This is a genomic window from Amycolatopsis sp. NPDC051128 (genome assembly GCF_040682715.1).
GTDB lineage: Bacteria > Actinomycetota > Actinomycetes > Mycobacteriales > Pseudonocardiaceae > Amycolatopsis.
The window spans coordinates 41,954-61,880 of record NZ_JBFBBN010000052.1 but is presented as its reverse complement, the minus strand read 5'-3'; the positions used below and the strand labels follow the sequence as shown (position 1 = coordinate 61,880).

The window sequence follows — 19,927 nt, the reverse complement described above, 5'->3', positions numbered from 1 at the left end:
AGTTGAACGCGCATGTAAGATGGTGCTCGCGAAGGGAGCAGGACATGCAGTTCGGAATCTTCACGGTGGGCGACGTCACGACCGACCCCACGACCGGCGCCACGCCGAGCGAGCACGAGCGGATCAAGGCGATGGTCCGCATCGCGCTCAAGGCCGAGGAGGTCGGGCTCGACGTCTTCGCGACCGGCGAACACCACAACCCGCCCTTCGTGCCTTCGTCGCCCACGACGCTGCTGGGCCACATCGCGGCGCAGACGTCCAAACTGATCCTCTCGACGTCGACGACGCTGATCACCACGAACGACCCGGTGAAGATCGCCGAGGACTTCGCGATGCTGCAGCACCTCGCCGACGGCCGCGTCGACCTCATGATGGGCCGCGGCAACACCGGCCCGGTCTACCCGTGGTTCGGCCAGGACATCCGGCAGGGCATCCCGCTGGCCATCGAGAACTACGCGCTGCTGCGCAAGCTGTGGCGCGAGGACGTCGTCGACTGGTCCGGCAAGTTCCGCACCCCGCTGCAGGGCTTCACGTCCACGCCGCGCCCGCTCGACGGCGTCCCGCCGTTCGTCTGGCACGGCTCCATCCGCAGCCCGGAGATCGCCGAGCAGGCCGCGTTCTACGGCGACGGCTTCTTCGCCAACCACATCTTCTGGCCCAAGGAGCACTTCCAGCAGCTGATCGCCTTCTACCGCCAGCGCTTCGAGCACTACGGCCACGGGACCGCGGACCAGGCCATCGTCGGCCTCGGCGGCCAGGTGTTCCTGCGGCCGAAGTCGCAGGACGCGTGGAACGAGTTCCGGCCGTACTTCGACAACGCGCCGGTGTACGGGCACGGGCCGTCCCTGGAGGAGTTCACCGAGCAGACGCCGCTGACCGTCGGCAGCCCGCAGGAAGTCATCGACAAGACGCTGACCTTCCGCGAGCACTTCGGCGACTACCAGCGCCAGCTGTTCCTGATGGACCACGCCGGCCTGCCGCTGAGGACCGTGCTGGAACAGCTCGACCTGCTCGGCGAGCACGTGATCCCGGTGCTGCGCAAGGAACTCGACGCGCTGCGCCCGGCCGGCGTGCCCGAGGCGCCGACCCACGAATCGCTCAAGGCGGCCGCGCTGGTCGGGAGCGAGGCATGAAGCTCGCGGTGGTGACGGCGGGGCTGTCGGTGCCCTCGTCGACCCGGCTGCTGGCCGACCGGCTGGCCGCGGCGACCGTCGCCGCGGCCGGGTCACCGGTTTCGACGGCCGTGGTGGAACTGCGCGACATCGCGCTGGACGTCACGAAGAACCTGTTGACCGGCTTCCCGAGCCCGGCGCTGCGCGAGGCCATCGAGACGGTGACCGGCGCGGACGCGCTGATCGCGGTGACGCCGGTGTTCACCGCCGGCTACAGCGGCCTGTTCAAGTCGTTCTTCGACGTGCTCGACGCGGAGTCGCTGGTGGGCAAGCCGGTGCTGCTCGGGGCGACCGGTGGCACCGAGCGGCACTCACTGGTGCTCGACTACCAGCTGCGGCCGTTGTTCGGGTACCTGAAGGCGGATCCGGTCGCGACGGGTGTGTACGCGGCTTCGTCGGACTGGGGCAATGGGGAGGGTGCGTTGCGGCGGCGGATCGAGAAGGCCGGTGCGGAGCTGGCGTCGCTGGCCGCCGGACGGCCCGCCGCGCCCGCCGGACCGGAGTTCGTCCCCTTCGACCAGCTGCTGGCGGGCGCGGGCGAGTAGGCGTCCGGTCAGGACCGGTGGCGCACCCGGTAGCGCAGGTGCGTCACGCCCTCGCCTTCGACGACTTCGAGGCGCTCCAGTCCGGCCTTCCCGGGGTCGATGTGGTCGAAGTAGCGCACGCCCTCGCCGAGGAACACCGGCACGAGGTCGATCCGCAGCTCGTCGAGCAGGCCGAGGTTCAGGCACTGCTGGGCGATGGCCGGTCCGGAGACGCCCACGGTGCCGTCGCCGGCCGCCTTGGCCCGCTCGATCGCGCTCTCGACGTCCGGGCAGAACGTGAACGGCGCCAGGTTCTCCTCGGACCAGTCCGTGGGCGGCGGGCGATGGGTGACGACGAACGCCTTGCCGCCGCCCGGCGGCCGGCCGCCCCAGCCGTGGGTGTACTCGAACACCCGGCGGCCGCAGACGAACGCGCTGTGGCGGACCGAGTCGAGGTACGCCCGCAGGTAGCCCGCACTGGCGGGGGCGACGCGGAAGGTCAGCGGATAGCCGATCATCGGGATTTCGACGTCGCCCGCGGTGTACCAGTCGAAGAGCGGCCCGACGCTGTCGTCGGGCCGCGCCACGAACCCGTCGAGCGACATGCAGAAGCTCGCCACGACGCCGGGCACGTCAGCCCTCCTTCGCGAGGAGCTCGTCGAGCTGCTCGAATCCCTCGACGACGCCGCGCTCCATGCCACTGTCGACCATCGCGTCCCGGGCCTCGACGGACGGGAACACCGAGCGGCTGTGCAGCCGCGTCCGGCCGTCGGCCTCGGTGAGCGTCATCGTCTCGAGGCAGACCTCGCCGGGCGCGCCTTCGTACTCGAAGGTCTGGATGATCCGCTCGCCGTCCTCGACGCTGTGGAACACGCCGCGGAAGTGGAACTCCCCGCGCTCGGCGCGGTGGATGTAGCGGTAGCTCCCGCCGGGCCGCGCGTCGTACTCGAGGATCTCCATCTCCAGGTCGCGCGGGCCGAGCCACTGCTTGACCAGGTCGGGCTCGGTGTAGGCGCGGAAGACGGCCGAGCGCGGCGCGGCGAACTCGCGGGTGACCTCGATGAACGGGGTGCCGGGCTGTGCGGTGATGGTGGTGCCGGTCATGACTGCTCCTTGAGGGTGTCGAGGACGGCGTCGAGCCGCCGGTAGGTGTGTTCGGTGGCCAGCCGGTAGGTGTCGATCCAGCCGGTCAGCGCTTCGAGCGCGGACGGGACGAGCCGGCACGGGCGCCGCTGGCCGTCCCGGCCGCGGGTGATCAGCCCGGCCTGTTCCAGGACCTGGAGGTGCCGGGAGATCGCCTGCTTGGTGATCGCGAAGGGCTCGGCCAGTTCGTTGACCGTCGCCTCGCCGCGGGAGAGCCGGGCGATGAGCGCCCTCCGCACCGGGTCGCCGAGTGCGGTGAACGCCCGATCCAGCGTCTCGTCGTCAACCGCCATCTTTATCAACCAATCTGTTTATCAACCGATGTGTTGACTATAAGACCGGCGCGAGGCCGTCGTCAAGAAGGTGCCGAAAGTAGGGGGTCACCGGCGCCGTGCGGCAGCGGCCAGGGTACTGCCGTGCCGCCTACCTTGACCCGCATGACCAGGCTTTTCCTCGTGCTCGCGGCCCTGCTGCTCGCCACCGCGACCCCCGCCGCCGCGGCACCGCCCCTCGACGTCGACGGCTACGTCCGTGCCTACCTCGACCACACCGGCCTGCCCGGCGCCGCGGTCGCCGTCACCCACGGCGCCGACGTCGTCCACGTCGCGGGCTACGGCCACGACGCGACGGGCGCGCCGATCACCGCGTCGACCCGCCTGCCGATCGCGTCGGTGAGCAAGTCCATGACGGCCTTCGCGGTGCTGCAGCTGGCCGAGGCGGGCCGGCTCGGGCTCGACGAGCCCGTGACGCGCTACCTGCCGGAGTTCCGGCTCGCCGACCCGCGCGGCGCGCGGATCACCGTCCGGATGCTCCTGGACCAGACGTCCGGGATGGCCGACTCCGCGTTCCCCGACCTGAAGCTGCCGCAGCCGCACACCCTCGCCGAAGCGGTGAGCCGCCTGCGCGACGCGGGCCTCGCCGACGAGCCGGGGGCGCAGTACCACTACCACAACCCGAACTACGAGGTGGCCGCCCGGATCGTCGAGGTCGTCGCGGGGCAGCCGTTCGCCGAGTACCTGCGCACGCGGCTGTTCGCCCCGCTGGGGATGACGTCGAGCACGACCGTGGACGAGCCGCCCGCGGACCTCTCGCCGGGGTACGTGCGGGCGTTCGGGTTCGAGGTCCCGGTGTCCGAACCGGACTGGTTCACCGGCGGCAGCCACGGCGTGCAGACCACCGCGGCGGACCTGGCCCGGTGGCTGATCGCGCAGCGCGGCGGCAGCGGCGTCGTGTCGCCGGCCTCGGTCGCGCTCGCGCACACCCCCGCGCCCGGCCGCCAGTACGCGCTGGGCTGGGCCGCCTACCGCCCCGGGCAGCTCTCCCACACCGGCGAGTGGTTCAGCCACACCGCCGCGCAGATCCTGCTCCCGGGCGGCTACGGCGTCGCGGTGCTCGCCACCACCGGCATGGCGCTGGACAACGACGCCGAGACGCTGGCGCAGGGCCTGGCCACGCTGCTCCAGGGCGGCTCGCCGGACCTCGCGCTGCCCGCCGGGGTGGTCGCGGACCGGGTGCTCGCCGGAATGATCCTGCTTTCGGTGCTGCTCGCCGCGCTCGGCGTCGTCCACGCGCGACGGTGGGCCGCGCGCCGGGCCGGGTGGTGGCGGGCCGGGCTCCGGCTGCTGCCGTGCCTGCTCCCGCCGCTGGTCCTGGTGCTGCTGCCGGACCTGATGAGCGTCGTGTTCGCCGGGCGCGAGGGGACGTTCGAGCAGATCCTGTACGTCTGGCCGGGGCTCGTCGCCTGGCTCGGATCGGCCACGGTCTGCGCGTTGGTGGTTCTCGGTGCGCGGGTATGGGCACTCGCAGGTGGCACGGCCCGGCTTCGACGGGAAGAATCGGGCGAGACGACGGGAGTGGTGGCGTGGGACTCGGAAAGCGTATGAAGCGGGTCCTGGTGGTGGCGGGCGGCGCGATCCTGCTGGTCGTCGGGGTGCTGCTGCTCGTCCTGCCCGGCCCCGGGCTGTTGCTGGTGCTCGCCGGGCTGCTGCTGCTCGCCTCGGAGTTCCCGAAGCTCGAGCGGTACGTCGACCCGGTCCGCGACCGGGCGATGAAGGCGGCCGAGGACAGCGTGTCCTCGCCGCTGCGGATCGCCGGCTCGGTGCTCGCCGGGCTGGCGCTGCTGGCGGCGGGGATCGTCTGGGGCACGGTGAGGTCGCTGCCGTTCAGCGGCTGGAGCACCGGATCGAGCCTGATCCTGTCCTCGGTGATCCTCTTCGCGCTGCTGGGCTGGAGCTATCGGCGGGTCAAGTCGCGGCGGAACGCCGGGACGACACCTTCACGTGGCGCATAACAGGACACCGGCCTGTTAACCTCGGCGCCATGAGCGCCGGATTCCAGCGCGCCCGCCGGCCCGAGCAGATCGAGGCGCGCCGCACGGCGATCCTCGCCGCGGCGCGGGAGCTGCTCGCCGCCCGGCCGGTCGCCGACATCAGTCTCCGGGAGCTCAGCCACCGGGTCGGGCTCGCGAAGTCCAACGTGCTCCGGTACTTCGACAGCCGCGAGGCGGTCTTCCTCGAGGTGCTCGACAGCGACTGGACGGCTTGGCTCGACGAGCTGGAGAAGGCGCTCGGCGACCCGGCACCCGCGGAGTCCGGCTTCGCGCGCGAAGAGCGTGTCGCGCGGACGATCGCGACGTCGCTCGCCGAGCAGCGGCTGCTGTGCGAGCTGATCAGTTCGATGGCGCCGGTGCTGGAGCGGAACATCTCGCTGGACTTCGCGCGCGGCTTCAAGCGCCGCGCGGTCGCGAACACCGAGCGGCTCGGCGCGCTGGTCGGCGTCCGGATCCCGGAGCTGTCGCCCGACGCCGCCCGGCACTTCGCCCTCGGCGTGGTGGTTCTGGTGTCGGGATCGTGGCCCTACGCCAACCCGACCGCGACCGTCGCGGCGGCCGCCGCCGAGCTGGGCGAGCAGCCGGACTTCGCGGCCGGGCTCGGCGAGGGGCTCACGAACCTGCTGGCCGGCCTCGTCGCGCGGCGACGGTGAGGTCCGTGCGGGCCACCTCGGGAACGGTGTGCTCCCGAGGCGTCTTCCGCCGCCACTCCGGCGGCAGCCTTGCCGATGAGCGCGCCCATCGGGGAACAGATCTCGACCAACGGTCCGCAGAACGTCCCCGCGCCCGTTCGAGGCGATGAAGCCCTGCTTGTGCACGGCTTCCACGACCGGCATGCAGGCGAGGAAGCCTTAGCGAAACCGGCGTTTCGGCATCGGTGATGTCCTCCTCGTTGCTCGAAGTTCGCCACCGAACGAAGCCGTCCGCGTCGAGCTCGAACAAGGTTTCCGGACAGTTCCGGCCACTTCCGGCACGGCGCTAGACTCCGGCCGGAAGTCACTCACCTGGGGGGAGGGCGACGTGCCCGGAGACTGGCCCGACCCGAGCGAGGCCACCGATCCCGCCGCGTTCGTCGCCGCCATGCGGCGGCTGCGCGTCGTCACGGACCTGAGTTACCGCACCCTCGAACGCCGTGCGGCCAGGGCGGGCGCGTCCCTGCCCAGTTCGACGATCAGCGGCGCGCTGAGCCGGGACACCCTGCCCAGGGCCGACCTGCTCGCGGCGTTCGTCCGGGCCTGCGGCGGCGACGAGCCGACGGTGGCGCGCTGGACCGCTTCTCGTGCGGCGCTCGCCGCGCGAGAAGAAGAACGAGCCGAACCGGAACCGCCGCAGGCCGAGCCGCAGTCGGAACCGCTGCCGACCGAACCGGTCCCGGCCGAGCCGCCGTCGGCCGAGCCGCCGTCGGCCGAGCCGCGCGCCAAGCGCCGTCTGGTGTGGCCGGTGGCCGCCGCGGCCGCCGTGGTCGCGCTCGTGATCGCGAGCCTGATCGTGTTCGGCCGCGACGGCGAGAGTCCCGCGGCCGCGCCGGGTTCCAGCCCGGCGCCCAGCCCGACGGCCCCAGCGCCGGTGTCCGTGACGAGCCGGTCTTCAGCGCCGCTGCCCGCCGGGGCGCTGCGGGTGCGGCTCGCACACACCGGGTTCTGCCTCGGCGAGGGCCCGGAACGGTTCGTGCGGCAGGCGCGGGAGGTCGTGGGGCAGCAACCCTGCGACAAGGCGTTCCCGCCGATCACCGCGGAACCGTCCGAAGGGGCGTACCGGCTCTTCATGCGCCACCCCGACAAGGGCAAAGGGTGCGTCACCGTCGACGACGGCGGGACGACCATCGAGGTGCTCCTGGCCGGTGACGACTGCGCCGACGGCCGGCCCGAGCAGCTCTTCACCTTCGAGCCGGTCGCCACGGGCTACCGGATGCGGTCGGTCGCCGGAGCGAAGTGGTGCGTCGGCGCGTTCCGGGGCAGCACCGAGCCAGGGGTGCAGCTCATCCAGGACCCCTGCGACGGCGGCGGACACCAGCTGTTCCTGCTCGACGGCGCGCCGGCTCCGGGCGCCGGGCATTAGTCCGCGGTCACCGGCAGCAGCCCGCGCTCGCCGAAGACCTTCTTGGCCGTGAAGGTCGCGTTCAGCGCCTTCGGGAATCCACAGTAGACAGCCGAGTGCAGCAGCGCCTCGACGATCTCCGCCGGCGTCAGGCCGACGTTGAGCGACGCGTTGACGTGCACCTCCAGCTGCGGCTCGCACCCGCCGAGCGCGGTGAGCATGCCGAGGGTGACGAGCTGGCGGTCGCGCGGTGCCAGTCCCGGGCGGGCGTAGACCTCGCCGAACCCCCACGACACCACGGCGTCGGCCAGCGCGGGGGACACGTCGGCGAGGGCGTCGAGCACCCGCTGTCCGCTTTCGCCGTCGATCTCGGTCAGGGTCTTCAGGCCACGCTCGAAGCGCTCGTCGGTCATGTCGGGTTCCTTCCCCAGTACGTCGTGCCGTGCTCGACGCTAGGGGCTGGAGCACGCTCCAGGTCAACCGTGACGGCCACCACGGCGGGTGGCCGTCACGGGACCGGGAGGCTGGTTACCGGCCGCTGGAGTACAGCGCGCTCACCTCCGCGTCGGACAGGGCCCGGTCGTAGACGTGGACCTGGTCGACCGCGCCGTTGAGATAGTCGACCGGGCCGCCGCCGTACTTGCCGCGGCCGATCACCGTGTGACCCGTCGACGCTTCGCCGAGGCAGACGCTCTTCGTGGCCACCGGCTGACCGTCCACGTAGAGCTTCAGCGTGCCCGAGGCCGCGTCGCGGACGCCGACGACGTGGTACCAGCGGTTCGGCTCCGGCGCGGTGGGCGCCAGGGCCCGCGTGCCCACGAAGCTCATCGCCAGCCGGTGGTCCGCGCCCGAGTACTGCAGGAAGAACGCGCTGTTGCTGTCGCCGTCCTGGCTCACCACGGTCTGGAAGCCGTCCCCCACGGCGGTGAACTTGACCCACGCCGCCGCGCTGTAGCTGCCTTCCGTGTTCAGCAGGGCGGCACCGGTGTCGGCGTACTGGCCGGAGCCGTTCACCGCCAGCGCCGAACCGCTCTTCCCGGCCGTCCAGGACGCGCCGCCGACGAGCGTCGCGTCGTGGCCGCCGGCGATGTCCTTCGCCACCGTGCCCGCGTTTTCGTCGAACGGGTACGCGGCGATGCCGTCGATGCCCGGCGTGCCCGCGGGAACCGAAGGCCCGGCCACCGGCGCGCCGGTCGCGCCCTTGATCACTGCGAGGTTCGCCGCGCGGACCGCCGCGAAGTCCATCTTCTTCACCTGCCGGTCGTAGGTGAAGAAGCCGTTGACCTCCTTCTCGACGTCGGTGGTCTGCGTGTAGACGCCGGCCGAGACGCCGCACCGGCGCGCGACCAGCAGCAGCCGCTGCTGGAGCTCGCCGTAGCGCCGGGTCAGCGTCGCGCTGTCGGGCTCCATCTCGTAGGCGAAGCTGCCCGCCGGGTCGAACTCGTGCCCGGCGACCTTCAGGCCGAGGCCGCCGTACTCGCCGTCGACCGCCGCGCGCGTGCCGGTCTGCATCGGCGTGCCCGGCCCGGTGTAGCTGTGGTCGTCGTAGATGTCACCCTGGCCGCTGTCCGGTTCGGACCGGCAGCAGTTGACGCCGGACTCGGCGTCGACCAGCCGCGAGGGATCCCAGGACTTGACCAGGCCGGCGATCCGGCCGACCTCGTAGTCGCCCCAGCCCTCGTTGAACGGCACCCAGGTGACGATCGACGGGAAGCCGCGGTGCTGGTCGATCATCCGCTTCATCTCGGACTCGTAGTTGACGCGCGCCGCCGCGCTCGGCTCGACGTCGTCCTTCATCGCCGGCATGTCCTGCCACACCATGAGCCCGAGCTTGTCGGCGTGGTAGTACCAGCGGTCCGGCTCCACCTTGATGTGCTTGCGCACCATGTTGAAGCCGAGCGCTTTCTCCTGCTCCAGGTCGAACTTGAGCGCCGCGTCGGTCGGCGCGGTGTGGATGCCGTCCGGCCAGAAGCCCTGGTCGAGCGGGCCGACCTGCATGACGAACTTGCCGTTGAGCAGCATCCGCTGCTTGCCGTCGGCGGTCTTGCCGACGCTGATCGACCGGATGCCGAAGTACGAGCCCACTTCGTCCCCTGTGGACAGCCGCACGCGCAGGTCGTAGAGGAACGGGTCGTCCGGCGACCACAGGTGCGGCCGGTCCACCTTGAGCTTCAACGGCTTGTTCGCGTCACCGCCGACCCGCCCGACCGGGCGGCCGTGGTCGTAGGCGACGGCTTCGACGCGCTGCCGCACCGGCCCGCCGACCACGGCGTTGACGGTGACCGAGCCACTCGCCACGTCCGGCGTGATGTCCAGCCGGTCGATGTGCGCGGGCGCCACCGGTTCCAGCCACACGGTCTGCCAGATGCCGGACGACGGCGTGTAGAAGATGCCGTCGCCGGGCTTGCGCTGCTTGCCGATCGGCTGCCCGCCCTGGTCGTTCGGGTCGGCGACGCCGACGATCAGCTCCTGGTCCCTGGCCGTGGTCAGGGCGTCCGTGACGTCGACGGAGAACGCGTCGTAGCCACCGGTGTGGCGGGAGACGGTCCTGCCGTTGACGATGACGGTGGCGTCGTAGTCGACGGCCTGGAAGTGCAGCAGGATCCGCTGCCCGCGCCAGTCGCGGGGCAGCTGGAACGTGCGCCGGTACCACATCTGCGTCTCGTGGCGCATGATCCCGGACAGCGCGGATTCCACCGGGTACGGCACGAGAACGCGCTCTCCCAGCGACCGCCCCACCGGTGCCGCTTCGCCGGGCTTGGCCGAGGCGAACTCCCAGACGCCGTTGAGGTTCTGCCACTTCGAGCGCGTCAGCTGCGGTCTGGGGTAGTCGGGGAGCGCGTTCGCCGGGGAGACGTCGCCGGTCCACGGTGTGCTCAGCGGTGGTGCCAGCCGCTGCCATTGCGGTGGCGAAGCGGCGTGTGCGCCGGGGACCGCGAGCCCGGTGAGGGCGAGTGCGATGGCGGCAGCCCATCGGGCAGTCAGGCGGGGACGGGAGGACGAGAGCACGGCGACTCCTCGGACAGCGTCGTTGGTGGCCCTGCTCGCCGAGGTGATCGGGGTCACCACGGGAGCCTTGAAGTACTTTTTACATCGTTGGAACAACGTTGTAAACCGGCAGTGGCTCGCTACACTTCGCGCACGCCGACCTGAAGGGACCGCTTGTGACCGTGACGCTCAAGGACGTCGCCACGCTCGCCGGAGTGTCGGTGAAGACGGTGTCGAACGTGGTGAACGGCTACGCGTTCGTCAAGCCGGAGAACCGGCGGCGGGTCGAGGAGGCCCTGGCGGCGACCGGGTACCGGCCGAACGTGGGGGCGCGCAACCTGCGTCGCGGCCGGACCGGTTTCCTGGCGCTGATGGTGCCGGAGCTTTCGATCCCGTACTTCGGGGAGCTGGCGGGCCTGGTCATCACGGCGGCCCGGAACCGCGGGTGGAACGTCCTGATCGAACAGACGCAGGGGACGCGGTCGCGGGAGCGGGAGACCCTGGAGTCGCTCGGGCCGCACCTGGTCGACGGCGCGCTGGTGCACCCGGAAGCCCTGGAGGCGGCCGACTTCCCTGCGGCGGGGGAGATGCCGCTGGTGATGCTGGGCGAGCACTCGCTGGACATGGCCATCGACCACGTGGCGATCGACAACGTCCTGGCGGCGCACACGGCGGTCTCGCACCTGGCTTCGCTGGGCCGCCGCCGCATCGCGGCGATCGGCTTCAACCCGGCGCGCGGGACTTCGTCGCAGCGCTTGGCCGGGTATCGGTCGGCGCTGGCCGCGGCCGGACTGTCCTATGCGGACGAGCTGGTGGCCCCGGCGGAAAAGTGGCACCGCGCGTACGGCGCGGCGGCGATGAAGTCGTTGCTGGCGCTGCCTTCGCCGCCGGACGCGGTGTTCTGCTTCAACGACCTCCTGGCCATCGGCGCGTTGCGGGCGGTGGCCGAGCGGGGGCTGCGGGTCCCGGAGGACGTGGCCATCGCGGGCTTCGACAACAACGAAGAGAGCGAGTTCTCCCTGCCGTCGTTGACGACGATCGCCCCGGACAAAACGGCACTGGCCGAGGCGGCGATCGACCTGGTGCACCGCCGGATCACGGGGGACAAGACGTCACCGCCCCAGGACATCCAGACCCCGTTCGCCCTGGAGATCCGCGAAAGCACCCGCGGCCGCTGAGGGTTCCCCGGCTCATGCGCCCCAATGTGGCGTTGGGTGCGTTGGACGCACCGAACGCCACATTGGGTGCGTTGGACGCACCCAACGCCACATTGGGGCGTTTGGTCAGCGGGACGGCCAGTGCCAGGAGGGCCGGTCCAGGCGGCCCTGGCCGGCCACCTTCGTCTCGCCGTACTCCTTCTCCAGTTCCACCGTGCCCACCTCGGTCACTTCGGCCAGCGCGCGGATCAGGGGCCGGGCGTGGGACACCACCACCAGCTGGGTCTCCTTGGCCGCCGTCGCGATCAAGGTCGCCAAGGCCGGGAGGAGGTCCGGGTGGAGGCTGGTCTCCGGCTCGTTCAGCACCAGCAGCTCCGGCGGGCGCGGGGTCAGGAGGGCCGCCACCCACAGGAGGAACCGCAGTGTCCCGTCCGACAGTTCCGCCGCCGACAACGGGCGCAGCAAGCCGTGCTGGCGCAGCTGGACCGAGAGCAGGCCGTCCTGGGAGTGCACCTCCAAGGTCGAGCCGGGGAACGCCGCGTCGAGCACCTCCGCGAGGTCCTCGGTGCGGCCCACTTCGATGATCGTCTGCAAGGCCGCCGCGAGGTCGGCGCCGTCGTGGGACAGCACCGGGGTGCGGGTGCCGATGCGGGACTGACGGGCCGGGGCGTCGGCGTCGGTGCGGAAGTGATCGTAGAAACGCCACGACCGGATGCGCTCCCGCAGCACCAGCAGCTCCGGGCACGCCCGGGGGTCCGCGAACTCGCTCAACATGCTGTCGGTCAACCGGATCTTGAACCGATCGTCACCCCACGCCCCGGAGGACACGCGGGTGCGCACCGACGGGCCCGCCCGGTCCGCGAGCAACGCGGCCGGCCGCAGGACCGGCCCCGACCACACCGCTTCCCGCTTGAACTCCGGGTCGAGGTTGAACAGCGTTGCGCCCGGCACCGGCAGCCCCAGGTCGAGCGCGTAGCCGAACTCGTCGCCCGCGAAGCCGAGCCGCAGCCCGACGGCCTTCGTGTGCACCTTGCCCTGAACCCGCGAAGTCCCCCGTCGCACGCCGTTCTCCGGGCCGGCCCACAACGTCGACGGCAGCCCGCCCTCGCGGGCCAGCGCCGACACGGCGCCGTTGCGCGACGCGTCGGCCAGCAGCCGCAGCGCCCGGTACAGGCTCGACTTGCCGCTGCCGTTCGGCCCGGTGACGACGGTCAGCCCGGACAACGGCAGCACCAGATCGCGCAGCGAGCGGTAGTTCTCGACGGCCAAGGTGGTGAGCATGCCCCCGAACCTAACCGCCACCCCGGCACTTCCGCCGTCGAACCACGAAGGCCGCACCGGGCAACCCCGGTGCGGCCTCCCCCGACGACGTCAGATCCGGGTCACTTGACCGGCATGGTCACTTCGTAGACGCGGCTCGGCGTGCCGGCCGCCGCGCGGAAGCCGTTGGCCCACAGGGACTGCACCTTCGCCGCCTCGGTGGCGTTCGGGTCGGCGTTGGCGCAGGACGGGCCGGGGCCGCCGCCGGACATCAGTTCCGAGCACGGACCTTCGTAGTGGTCCGGCAGCCCGAGCGCGTGCCCGGTCTCGTGGGCCGCGATGCGGGTCTTGTCGTACTGCCCGGCCTGGTAGAGATCGTCCCGCCGGCTGTGACCCGACTTTCGTACTCCACGGCAAATGGTGATTTACCAACCATATCGACGTATTGACATGCGCCGCCGCGCATACGAAGATGCCCCGTCCGGCCAAGCCGGGTAGTTAAGGATTCCTCTGCCGCGCAAGCGGTCAGCGGATGGCCGTGAATGGCTCATTGAGGGACTCTATGTCCCTCAATGGGCCATTCACGGCTGTGGGCGAGCTCCTGAAACTGGGCCAATCGGGCCAATCGGGCAGCTTGACAGCTCGCTGCCGCCGCTAACTACCCGGCCTTGCCTGTTCGGCTCAGCCGACCGGATCCGCCAGGGGGATCTCGCCCTCGCTGAGCCAGGAGCCACGCCACGCGAGATCGTCCCTGACCAGCGGTTTTCCGCAGCTGTCGCACTTCGTGCCCGGCCGGGTGGGCTGCCCGCAGCCGGTGTGGACGAGTTTCATCGGGCCATACGCGTTTTCCGTCGAGGTGTACGTGTCGCCCCACGTGCCGAGGGCGTGCAGCACCGGCAACGCGTCCGAGCCGGCCTGGGTGAGGCGGTATTCGTGGCGGGTGCGGCCGCCGTCGCGGTAGGGGAGCTTCGTCATCAGCCCACGGTCGACGAGCTTGGCCAGCCGGGTCGTGAGCACGTTGTCGGCGATGCCGAGCTGGCCGCGGAAGTCCTCGAACCGGGTGGTGCCCGCCGTGGCGTTGCGCAGGATCAGCAGCGTCCACGGCTCGGCGAGGACGTCGGCGGCGCGGGCGATCGGGCAGGAGGCGTCCTCCCAGGTGATGCGGCGGCTCATCGTGTGATCCCTTCGACCTGGCTTGCTGGGAGCAAGTCTACGTCGTAGAGTCGGCGGCAGCTAGCTTGCAACGAGCAAGTCAGGTGTGGAAGGAGCTCATCATGGACATCACGGGTGCGGTCGCGCTGGTCACCGGAGCCAACCGGGGACTCGGCCGGCAGTTCGCCGCCGCGCTCCTGGAGCGAGGCGCGGCCAAGGTCTACGCGGCCGCGCGGAATCCCGAGTCGGTCGATCTGCCGGGAGTCGTCCCGCTGAAGCTCGACGTCACGGACCCCGAGTCGGTCCGCGCCGCCGCGGCGGCCGCGAGCGACGTCACGCTGCTGGTCAACAACGCCGGGTCGTTCACCGGCGCGTCGCTGCTCGACGGGTCTCTCGAGGACATCCGGCTGGAGATGGAGACGCACTACTTCGGCACCCTGGCGGTGACGCGCGAGTTCGCGCCCACCCTCGAGCGCAACGGCGGCGGCGCGGTGCTCAACGTGCTGTCGGTGCTGTCCTGGTTCACCGTGCCGCAGGTCGCGGCGTACTCCGCGGCCAAGTCGGCGGCCTGGTCGCTGACCAACGGGCTGCGCCAGGAGCTGGCGCCGCAGAAGACGCTGGTGACCGCGCTGCACGTCGGCTACATGGACACCGACATGGCCAGGCACGTCGACGGCCCGAAGGAGGACCCGGCGGTCGTGGCCGGTCTCGCCCTCGACGGCGTCGAGCAGGGCCGCTTCGAGGTGCTCGCCGACGACCTCAGCCGGACCGTGCGCGCGGGGCTGTCCGGCGACCTGACCGGGCTCTACCCGGCGCTGGTCTCCTGAGTCCACTTCGGACCGTTTCGGCCCGTTGAACGTTCCTGCCGATGCGCGGACCGGAGGCCGTTTCCCGGTCGATGTGAAGTCGTGGCCGGAGGGGGCTCGAAACAAGGTCAATCGCCAAGCTGACGCGTGGCGTCCGGGGTTTCCGGCGTTTTCGGGGACCCCGGAACACGGGCGTGGCGACCGCGGGCGTATGAATGGGCGGGTGCCGGAGAAAGCCGAAGCCGGAAACGGCCGAAGAAGAAACCGCTGGGGCGAAGGCGAACGGCTGCGTGGGGAGATCCTGGCGGCGGCCGGCCGGTTGCTCGCCGAGCTCGGCGGCGAGGACGGGCTGACGATCCGCGGGGTGGCCCGCGCCGTCGGCATCGCCCCGGCCAGCATCTACCAGCATTTTTCCGACCGCGCGGAATTGGTGCGGGGCCTGCTCGATCACGAATACACGCGGCTGCGGGAATCGATGCGTGCGGCGGAGGAGTCGCTCGGCGAAACCGACGTCGTCGGCCGGGTGCGGGCCCAGATCCACGCGTACTGCACGTTCGCCATGGAGAATCCCGGGCATTACCGGCTGATGCTGTCGAACGGGGCGTCGCGGCCGGCGCCCGGCGCCCGGGCGGAAGGGCCGCTGCTGGACGTGATCGCCCACCTGACCGCGGGTTTCGAGCGCTGCGTCGAAGCCGGTCACCCGCTGCGGGTCACCCCGGGCCGCGCGGCGGCGGTGGTGTTCGTCGGCGCGCACGGGCGGGTCGCGCTGTTCCACAGCGTGCTGAACCGGACCGGGGCCGACCTGGTGGAGCCCTTCGTCGACGAACTGGTGTCGCTGGTCTTCGCGTGATCACCGGGCCTCGCCGAAGACCATGCGGTGGCCGCGAGCCGTGTCCATGTATTCGCGCACCCGGTGGATGAGCCCGTCACGGAGTTCGAAGACGAAGCAGTAGTCGTTGGCGTAGTGCTTGCCGTTGGCGAGCGTCGCGGTCATGGTCTCCTCCACGATCACCCGCTCGCCGTCGGTGTGGAACCCGTGGAAGGTCACGGCGACATCGCTGACGAAGAAGCGGGGGAAGTCCTCGGCGAGGAATCGTACGATCGTCTTCCGCCCGACCAGGTGCGACGGGCCGCCGAGGGCGACGGCGGTGGCGTTTCCCGGCGGGGCCAGCCATTCGGCGTCTTCGGTGAAGACCTCGGCGATCTGGTCCGCGTCGTGGGTGGCGAAGGCCTTCCAGGCGTTCTGGACGATTTCGCGGCTCTGCATGCCCGAGACCCTAAGCGTGGTCAGGGGGTCCAGGCTGGCGGCTTTGCGACGTGATCACACCGCGCACTGCAGAGCGTCGACGTCTTCGGCGAGCCGGGCCGAGAGGAATCGTGCCCGGTCGGCGTCGTCGTCCTTCCGCGGTGCCATCTCCACCAGCATGATCAGGTCGAGGTACACCCGGTACAGCCTGAGCCGCGCCCACATCGGCATGCCGAACTCCACCGGGCCGCCCGCCGCCCGGTAACCCTCGACGAACGCCGGGTCCAGGTCGCGGAAAAGCGCCAGCGAGACGAATTCCGCCACGGGGTCGCCCCAGAACGCGCGCTCGGCGTCGATGATGCCGGACACCCGGGAGCCGTCGAGCAGGATGTTGCCGTCCCACAGGTCGAAGTGCACCAGCACCGGCGTCGTGACCAGGCCCAGCAGCGGCTCGTGCCGGTGCACCAGGTGCGCGATCTCCGCCGCCGGCCGGGGAAGCCGTACCCCGTAGGTCACGGCGTCCCCGAGTATCGCGTCGACCATCGCCGTGAACGCCATCGGCCACGTCGGCCGCGGCGGGTCCTGCGGGTAGCCGAAGCCGTCTCCGGTGACGGTGTGCAGCCCTGCCACGATCCCGCCCAGCTCCCGGTGCGGCCGCGGACCGTCGGCCGCCTGCGACCACGGGATGCCCGGCAGTTCCGTCATCAGCAGGAACCCCGGCCCCGCCCCGACGACGGACGGCAGCGGGCCCGGGACCCGGCGGTAGTACTCCGCTTCCGTGGCCAGAAGGTCGTGCTCGTAGGACAATCCCGGTGCGGACGGCGCGATCTTGAGCACCAGCCGCCGCCCGTCGGACAGCTTCAGGCGGATCGCCGTGTTGTAGGTTCCCCCGCCGATGTCCTCGCTCGCGACGACCGAAGCCGGGTCGATGCCCGCCGTCGCCAGAGCTTCTTCCGTGCGCACGTCGGCGAGTCTGCCACTAGCCGCCGAGCTTTTCCCGCGCGTCGGCCAGATCTTCGGACGTCGGCGCGTCGTCCTGGGTCAGCTCGCGCCGCCAGTACCCGGTGAATTCGATGACGCGCTTGTCGAGCCCGCGCTCGCCGACGAGGTGGCGGCGCAGCGACCGCACCATCCCGGCTTCCCCCGCGAGCCAAGCGGCCGATGCCGGCCCGAACGAGGCGCCACGCACGGCTTCGAGCAGCTTTTTGCCGTGCGGCGCGCCGTCCCGGTGCAGCCAGCGCACCTCGCCGGGCAGCGGCTGCTCCTCGGCCGCGTCCGGCACCTCCAGGAACACCAGCGCATTGTCCACTTCGGACAGAAGGGTGGCGGCGGCGGGCACCGCGGTCTCGTCGCCGGCGATCACCACCGTGCCGGCGATGGGCACGGGACGCCGGTAGGTCGCGTCCGGGCCGTACCGGCCGAGAACGTCGCCGGGCGCCGCGGACCGGGCCCATCCGGTCGCCGGGCCGTCGTGCCGCGAGGCATCGTGCAGCACGAAGTCGACGTCGATCGCCGCCCGGGCCGGATCGCGGTCGCGGACCGTGTAACTGCGCATCACCGGGCGCTCATCCTCGGGAATCGCCAGGAACGCCTGGTACCAGCGCATGACGTCGTCGTCCGGCGAGGGCAGCCGCACCGGGCGGCCCGGCGGCGGGAACAGGAGCTTGAGCTGCTGGTCGGGCCACGGTTCCAGCTCGCCGAGGCCGTCGCCGGTGAACGTGACGCGCACGGTGCGCGGGGTCACCCGCCGCACCGCCGTCACTTCGAGCAGGCCGGTGGTGTTCATGGTTTCCCCAGGTATTCGCGGAGGTGGCGGGCGGTGAGCGTGGTGGCGTTCTCCACGAGTGCCGCCGGGGTCCCTTCGAACACCACGCGGCCGCCGTCGTGGCCGGCACCGGGGCCGAGGTCGATCAGCCAGTCGGCGTGGGCCATCACGGCCTGGTGGTGCTCGATGACGATCACCGTGTTGCCCGCGTCGACGATCCGGTCGAGCAACGCGAGCAGCTGATCGACGTCGGCGAGGTGCAGCCCGGTCGTCGGCTCGTCGAGGATGTACGTCGAGCCCCGCTCGGCCATCCGGATCGCCAGCTTGAGCCGCTGCCGCTCGCCGCCGGAGAGCGTCGTCAGCGGCTGCCCGAGCGTCAGGTAGCCGAGGCCGACGTCGGCGAGGCGGTCGAGCACCGTCCGTGCGCCGCCGGACCCGAAGAACTCGCGCGCCTCGGCGACGGACATCGCGAGCACCTCGCTGATGTTCTTGCCCCGCAGTTCGAACGTCAGCACCTTGGGCGTGAACCGCTTGCCCTCGCACTCCTCGCAGACCGACGCGACCCCGGCCATCATCGCCAGGTCGGTGTAGATCACGCCGAGGCCCTTGCAGTGCGGGCAGGCGCCCTCGGAGTTGGCGCTGAACAGGCTCGCCTTGACGCCGTTGGCCTTGGCGAACGCCGTGCGGATCGGGTCGAGCAGGCCGGTGTAGGTCGCCGGGTTGGACCGCCGGGACCCGCGAATCGCCGACTGGTCGACCACGACGACGCCGTCCCGGTGGGCCAGGGAGCCGTGGATCAGCGACGACTTGCCGGACCCCGCCACGCCGGTGACCACGGTCAGCACGCCGAGGGGAAGGTCCACGCTGACGTCGCGGAGGTTGTGCAGCCGCGCGCCGGTGATCGGCAGGTGCCCGGCGGGGGTGCGGAACCGTTCCTTCAGCGTGACGCGGTGGTCGAGGTGGCGGCCGGTGAGCGTGCCGGACGCGCGCAGGCCGTCGACGTCGCCCTCGTAGCAGAGGCGGCCGCCGTGGGTGCCCGCGCCGGGGCCGAGGTCGACGATGTGGTCGGCGATCCGGATGGTCTCCGGCTTGTGCTCGACGACCAGGATCGTGTTCCCCTTGTCGCGCAGGCAGAGCAGCAGGTTGTTCATCCGCTCGATGTCGTGCGGGTGCAGCCCGACGGTCGGTTCGTCGAAGACGTAGGTGACGTCGGTGAGGCTGGATCCCAGGTGGCGCACCATCTTCACGCGCTGCGCCTCACCGCCGGAGAGGGTGGCGGACTCGCGGTCGAGCGACAGGTAGCCGAGGCCGATCTCGACCAGCGACTCGAGCGTGTCGCGCAGGTTGCCCAGCAGTGGCCGGATGGACGGCGCGTCGAGGGTGCGGACGAACTCGGCGAGGTCGCTGATCTGCATGGCCGCGCAGTCGGCGATGTTCTTGCCGTCGATCTTCGCCGACAGCGCCGCCTGGTTCAGCCGGGCGCCGCCGCACTCGTCGCAGGTCTTGAACGCCGCGGCCTTTTCGACGAACGCGCGGATGTGCGGCTGCAGCGACTCGGTGTCCTTCTGCAGGTAGAGCCGCCGGATCTTCACCGCGAGGCCTTCGTAGGTGAGGTTGCTGGTGCCGACCTTCACCTTGCTGGGGCCCTTGTGCAGCAGGTCGTCGAGCTGCTGCGGCGTGAAGTCGCGGATCTTCGCGTCCGGGTCGAAGAAGCCGGACGCCACGTAGATCTGGACGTACCAGTTGTCCGGGGTCCAGCCGGGCACGAGGATCGCGCCTTCGTTGAGCGAACGGTCGAAGTCGAGCAGGGCGTGCACGTCGAGGTCGGACACCCGGCCGAGGCCCTCGCACGCCGGGCACATGCCCTCGGGCAGGTTGAAGCTGAACGCGCCGGACGTGCCGACGTGCGGTTCGCCGAGCCGCGAGAAGGCGATCCGCAGCATCGCGTAGGCGTCGGTCGCGGTGCCGACCGTGGACCGCGAGTTCGCGCCCATCCGCTCCTGGTCGACGACGATGGCCGCGCTGAGGTTCTCCAGCAGGTCGACGTCCGGGCGGGACAGGCTCGGCATGAACGACTGGAGGAAGGCGCTGTAGGTCTCGTTGATCAGCCGCTGGGACTCGGCCGCGATGGTGCCGAAGACCAGGGACGACTTGCCGGAGCCGGACACGCCCGTGAACACCGTGAGCCGGCGCTTCGGGATGTCCAGGTCGATGCCGGCGAGGTTGTTCTCCCGGGCCCCCCTGACCTCGATCACGTCGTGGGTGTCGGCGGCCCGCCTGGGTGAGGTCATACCGTCCCTCTTGATAGTTTAGGCTGTAAAGTGATTCTCCAGCGTACATTACTTTAG

The 19,927-nt window shown here is 71.1% G+C and carries 20 protein-coding genes and 1 pseudogene; 9 read left to right on the top strand and 12 right to left on the bottom strand.

Going from position 1 to position 19,927, the window contains the following annotated elements; all coding sequences use genetic code 11:
• Positions 1–44 precede the first annotated feature (44 nt).
• Both AB0M82_RS36985 and AB0M82_RS36980 read left to right on the top strand, forming a co-directional pair.
• On the top strand, positions 45–1,133 hold the full coding sequence (locus AB0M82_RS36985; protein WP_364732323.1) for an LLM class flavin-dependent oxidoreductase: 1,089 nt from the start codon (positions 45–47) through the stop codon (positions 1,131–1,133).
• Complete coding sequence (locus tag AB0M82_RS36980) at positions 1,130–1,717, top strand: FMN reductase (protein WP_364732320.1); 588 nt, start codon at positions 1,130–1,132, stop codon at positions 1,715–1,717. The genes AB0M82_RS36985 and AB0M82_RS36980 overlap by 4 nt, the downstream gene beginning before the upstream one ends.
• 8 nt (positions 1,718–1,725) lie before the next feature.
• On the opposite strand, the gene AB0M82_RS36975 is transcribed toward AB0M82_RS36980, so the two are convergent.
• From AB0M82_RS36975 to AB0M82_RS36965, 3 genes are read right to left on the bottom strand one after another with little or no spacing between them, the layout of a single operon-like run.
• Entirely contained in the window at positions 1,726–2,328 is a 603-nt protein-coding gene (locus AB0M82_RS36975; protein ID WP_364732318.1) for a dihydrofolate reductase family protein, read from the bottom strand.
• A gap of 1 nt (position 2,329) precedes the next feature.
• The gene (locus AB0M82_RS36970; protein ID WP_364732315.1) at positions 2,330–2,800 is read right to left on the bottom strand and encodes an SRPBCC family protein; all 471 of its coding nucleotides are present in this window, start codon (positions 2,798–2,800) and stop codon (positions 2,330–2,332) included.
• Positions 2,797–3,132 (bottom strand): metalloregulator ArsR/SmtB family transcription factor, encoded by a 336-nt coding sequence (locus tag AB0M82_RS36965; RefSeq protein ID WP_364732312.1) that lies wholly within the window; start codon positions 3,130–3,132, stop codon positions 2,797–2,799. Before AB0M82_RS36965 ends, AB0M82_RS36970 begins: the two co-directional genes overlap by 4 nt.
• Positions 3,133–3,276: 144 nt before the next feature.
• Between AB0M82_RS36965 and AB0M82_RS36960 the strand changes: the two genes are divergently transcribed.
• The 4 genes from AB0M82_RS36960 to AB0M82_RS36945 all read left to right on the top strand — a co-directional run bounded on the left by AB0M82_RS36960 (position 3,277) and on the right by AB0M82_RS36945 (position 7,226).
• Positions 3,277–4,722, top strand: coding sequence for a serine hydrolase domain-containing protein (locus AB0M82_RS36960; protein ID WP_364732309.1), 1,446 nt, complete (start codon positions 3,277–3,279; stop codon positions 4,720–4,722).
• Complete coding sequence (locus AB0M82_RS36955; protein ID WP_364732306.1) at positions 4,701–5,129, top strand: PGPGW domain-containing protein; 429 nt, start codon at positions 4,701–4,703, stop codon at positions 5,127–5,129. The genes AB0M82_RS36960 and AB0M82_RS36955 overlap by 22 nt, the downstream gene beginning before the upstream one ends.
• A 29-nt stretch (positions 5,130–5,158) precedes the next feature.
• Positions 5,159–5,821, top strand: a complete 663-nt coding sequence (locus AB0M82_RS36950; protein WP_364732304.1) for a TetR family transcriptional regulator — start codon at positions 5,159–5,161, stop codon at positions 5,819–5,821.
• A gap of 367 nt (positions 5,822–6,188) precedes the next feature.
• Positions 6,189–7,226 carry a hypothetical protein gene (locus AB0M82_RS36945; protein WP_364732301.1) on the top strand — a complete coding sequence of 346 codons (1,038 nt, stop codon included), beginning with the start codon at positions 6,189–6,191 and terminating at the stop codon, positions 7,224–7,226.
• Here AB0M82_RS36945 and AB0M82_RS36940 read toward each other — a convergent pair.
• Positions 7,223–7,618 carry a carboxymuconolactone decarboxylase family protein gene (locus tag AB0M82_RS36940; RefSeq protein ID WP_364732299.1) on the bottom strand — a complete coding sequence of 132 codons (396 nt, stop codon included), beginning with the start codon at positions 7,616–7,618 and terminating at the stop codon, positions 7,223–7,225. The two genes, AB0M82_RS36945 and AB0M82_RS36940, sit on opposite strands and share 4 nt — an antisense overlap.
• Before the next feature lie 115 nt (positions 7,619–7,733).
• Positions 7,734–10,214: a LamG-like jellyroll fold domain-containing protein gene (locus AB0M82_RS36935; protein WP_364732297.1), complete on the bottom strand. Its 2,481-nt coding sequence runs from the start codon at positions 10,212–10,214 to the stop codon at positions 7,734–7,736.
• Positions 10,215–10,369: 155 nt separating this feature from the next.
• On the opposite strand from AB0M82_RS36935, the gene AB0M82_RS36930 reads away from it, so the two are divergent.
• On the top strand, positions 10,370–11,371 hold the full coding sequence (locus AB0M82_RS36930) for a LacI family DNA-binding transcriptional regulator (protein WP_364732294.1): 1,002 nt from the start codon (positions 10,370–10,372) through the stop codon (positions 11,369–11,371).
• A gap of 105 nt (positions 11,372–11,476) precedes the next feature.
• Here AB0M82_RS36930 and AB0M82_RS36925 read toward each other — a convergent pair whose 3' ends face one another.
• From AB0M82_RS36925 to AB0M82_RS36915, 3 genes and pseudogenes are all read right to left on the bottom strand, one after another.
• Entirely contained in the window at positions 11,477–12,631 is a 1,155-nt protein-coding gene (locus tag AB0M82_RS36925; RefSeq protein ID WP_364732292.1) for an AAA family ATPase, read from the bottom strand.
• A 101-nt stretch (positions 12,632–12,732) separates the two neighbouring features.
• Positions 12,733–12,978, bottom strand: a pseudogene (locus tag AB0M82_RS36920) (snapalysin family zinc-dependent metalloprotease); the annotation flags it as partial.
• 313 nt (positions 12,979–13,291) lie between these two features.
• Positions 13,292–13,783 carry a helix-turn-helix domain-containing protein gene (locus AB0M82_RS36915; protein ID WP_364732289.1) on the bottom strand — a complete coding sequence of 164 codons (492 nt, stop codon included), beginning with the start codon at positions 13,781–13,783 and terminating at the stop codon, positions 13,292–13,294.
• 101 nt (positions 13,784–13,884) lie between these two features.
• On the opposite strand from AB0M82_RS36915, the gene AB0M82_RS36910 reads away from it, so the two are divergent.
• Complete coding sequence (locus AB0M82_RS36910; RefSeq protein WP_364732287.1) at positions 13,885–14,589, top strand: SDR family oxidoreductase; 705 nt, start codon at positions 13,885–13,887, stop codon at positions 14,587–14,589.
• 265 nt (positions 14,590–14,854) lie between these two features.
• Entirely contained in the window at positions 14,855–15,418 is a 564-nt protein-coding gene (locus AB0M82_RS36905) for a TetR/AcrR family transcriptional regulator (protein ID WP_364732349.1), read from the top strand.
• Here the strand turns inward: AB0M82_RS36905 and AB0M82_RS36900 are convergent, their stop codons facing one another.
• Genes AB0M82_RS36900 through AB0M82_RS36885 form a run of 4 tightly spaced genes read right to left on the bottom strand, consistent with a single transcriptional unit; the run spans position 15,419 to position 19,870 of the window.
• The gene (locus AB0M82_RS36900; RefSeq protein ID WP_364732285.1) at positions 15,419–15,835 is read right to left on the bottom strand and encodes a nuclear transport factor 2 family protein; all 417 of its coding nucleotides are present in this window, start codon (positions 15,833–15,835) and stop codon (positions 15,419–15,421) included.
• A gap of 54 nt (positions 15,836–15,889) precedes the next feature.
• Complete coding sequence (locus AB0M82_RS36895; protein WP_364732282.1) at positions 15,890–16,777, bottom strand: aminoglycoside phosphotransferase family protein; 888 nt, start codon at positions 16,775–16,777, stop codon at positions 15,890–15,892.
• Positions 16,778–16,793: 16 nt separating this feature from the next.
• Positions 16,794–17,600 carry a siderophore-interacting protein gene (locus tag AB0M82_RS36890; RefSeq protein WP_364732279.1) on the bottom strand — a complete coding sequence of 269 codons (807 nt, stop codon included), beginning with the start codon at positions 17,598–17,600 and terminating at the stop codon, positions 16,794–16,796.
• The gene (locus AB0M82_RS36885; protein WP_364732276.1) at positions 17,597–19,870 is read right to left on the bottom strand and encodes an excinuclease ABC subunit UvrA; all 2,274 of its coding nucleotides are present in this window, start codon (positions 19,868–19,870) and stop codon (positions 17,597–17,599) included. The genes AB0M82_RS36890 and AB0M82_RS36885 overlap by 4 nt, the downstream gene beginning before the upstream one ends.
• Positions 19,871–19,927: the final 57 nt, after the last annotated feature.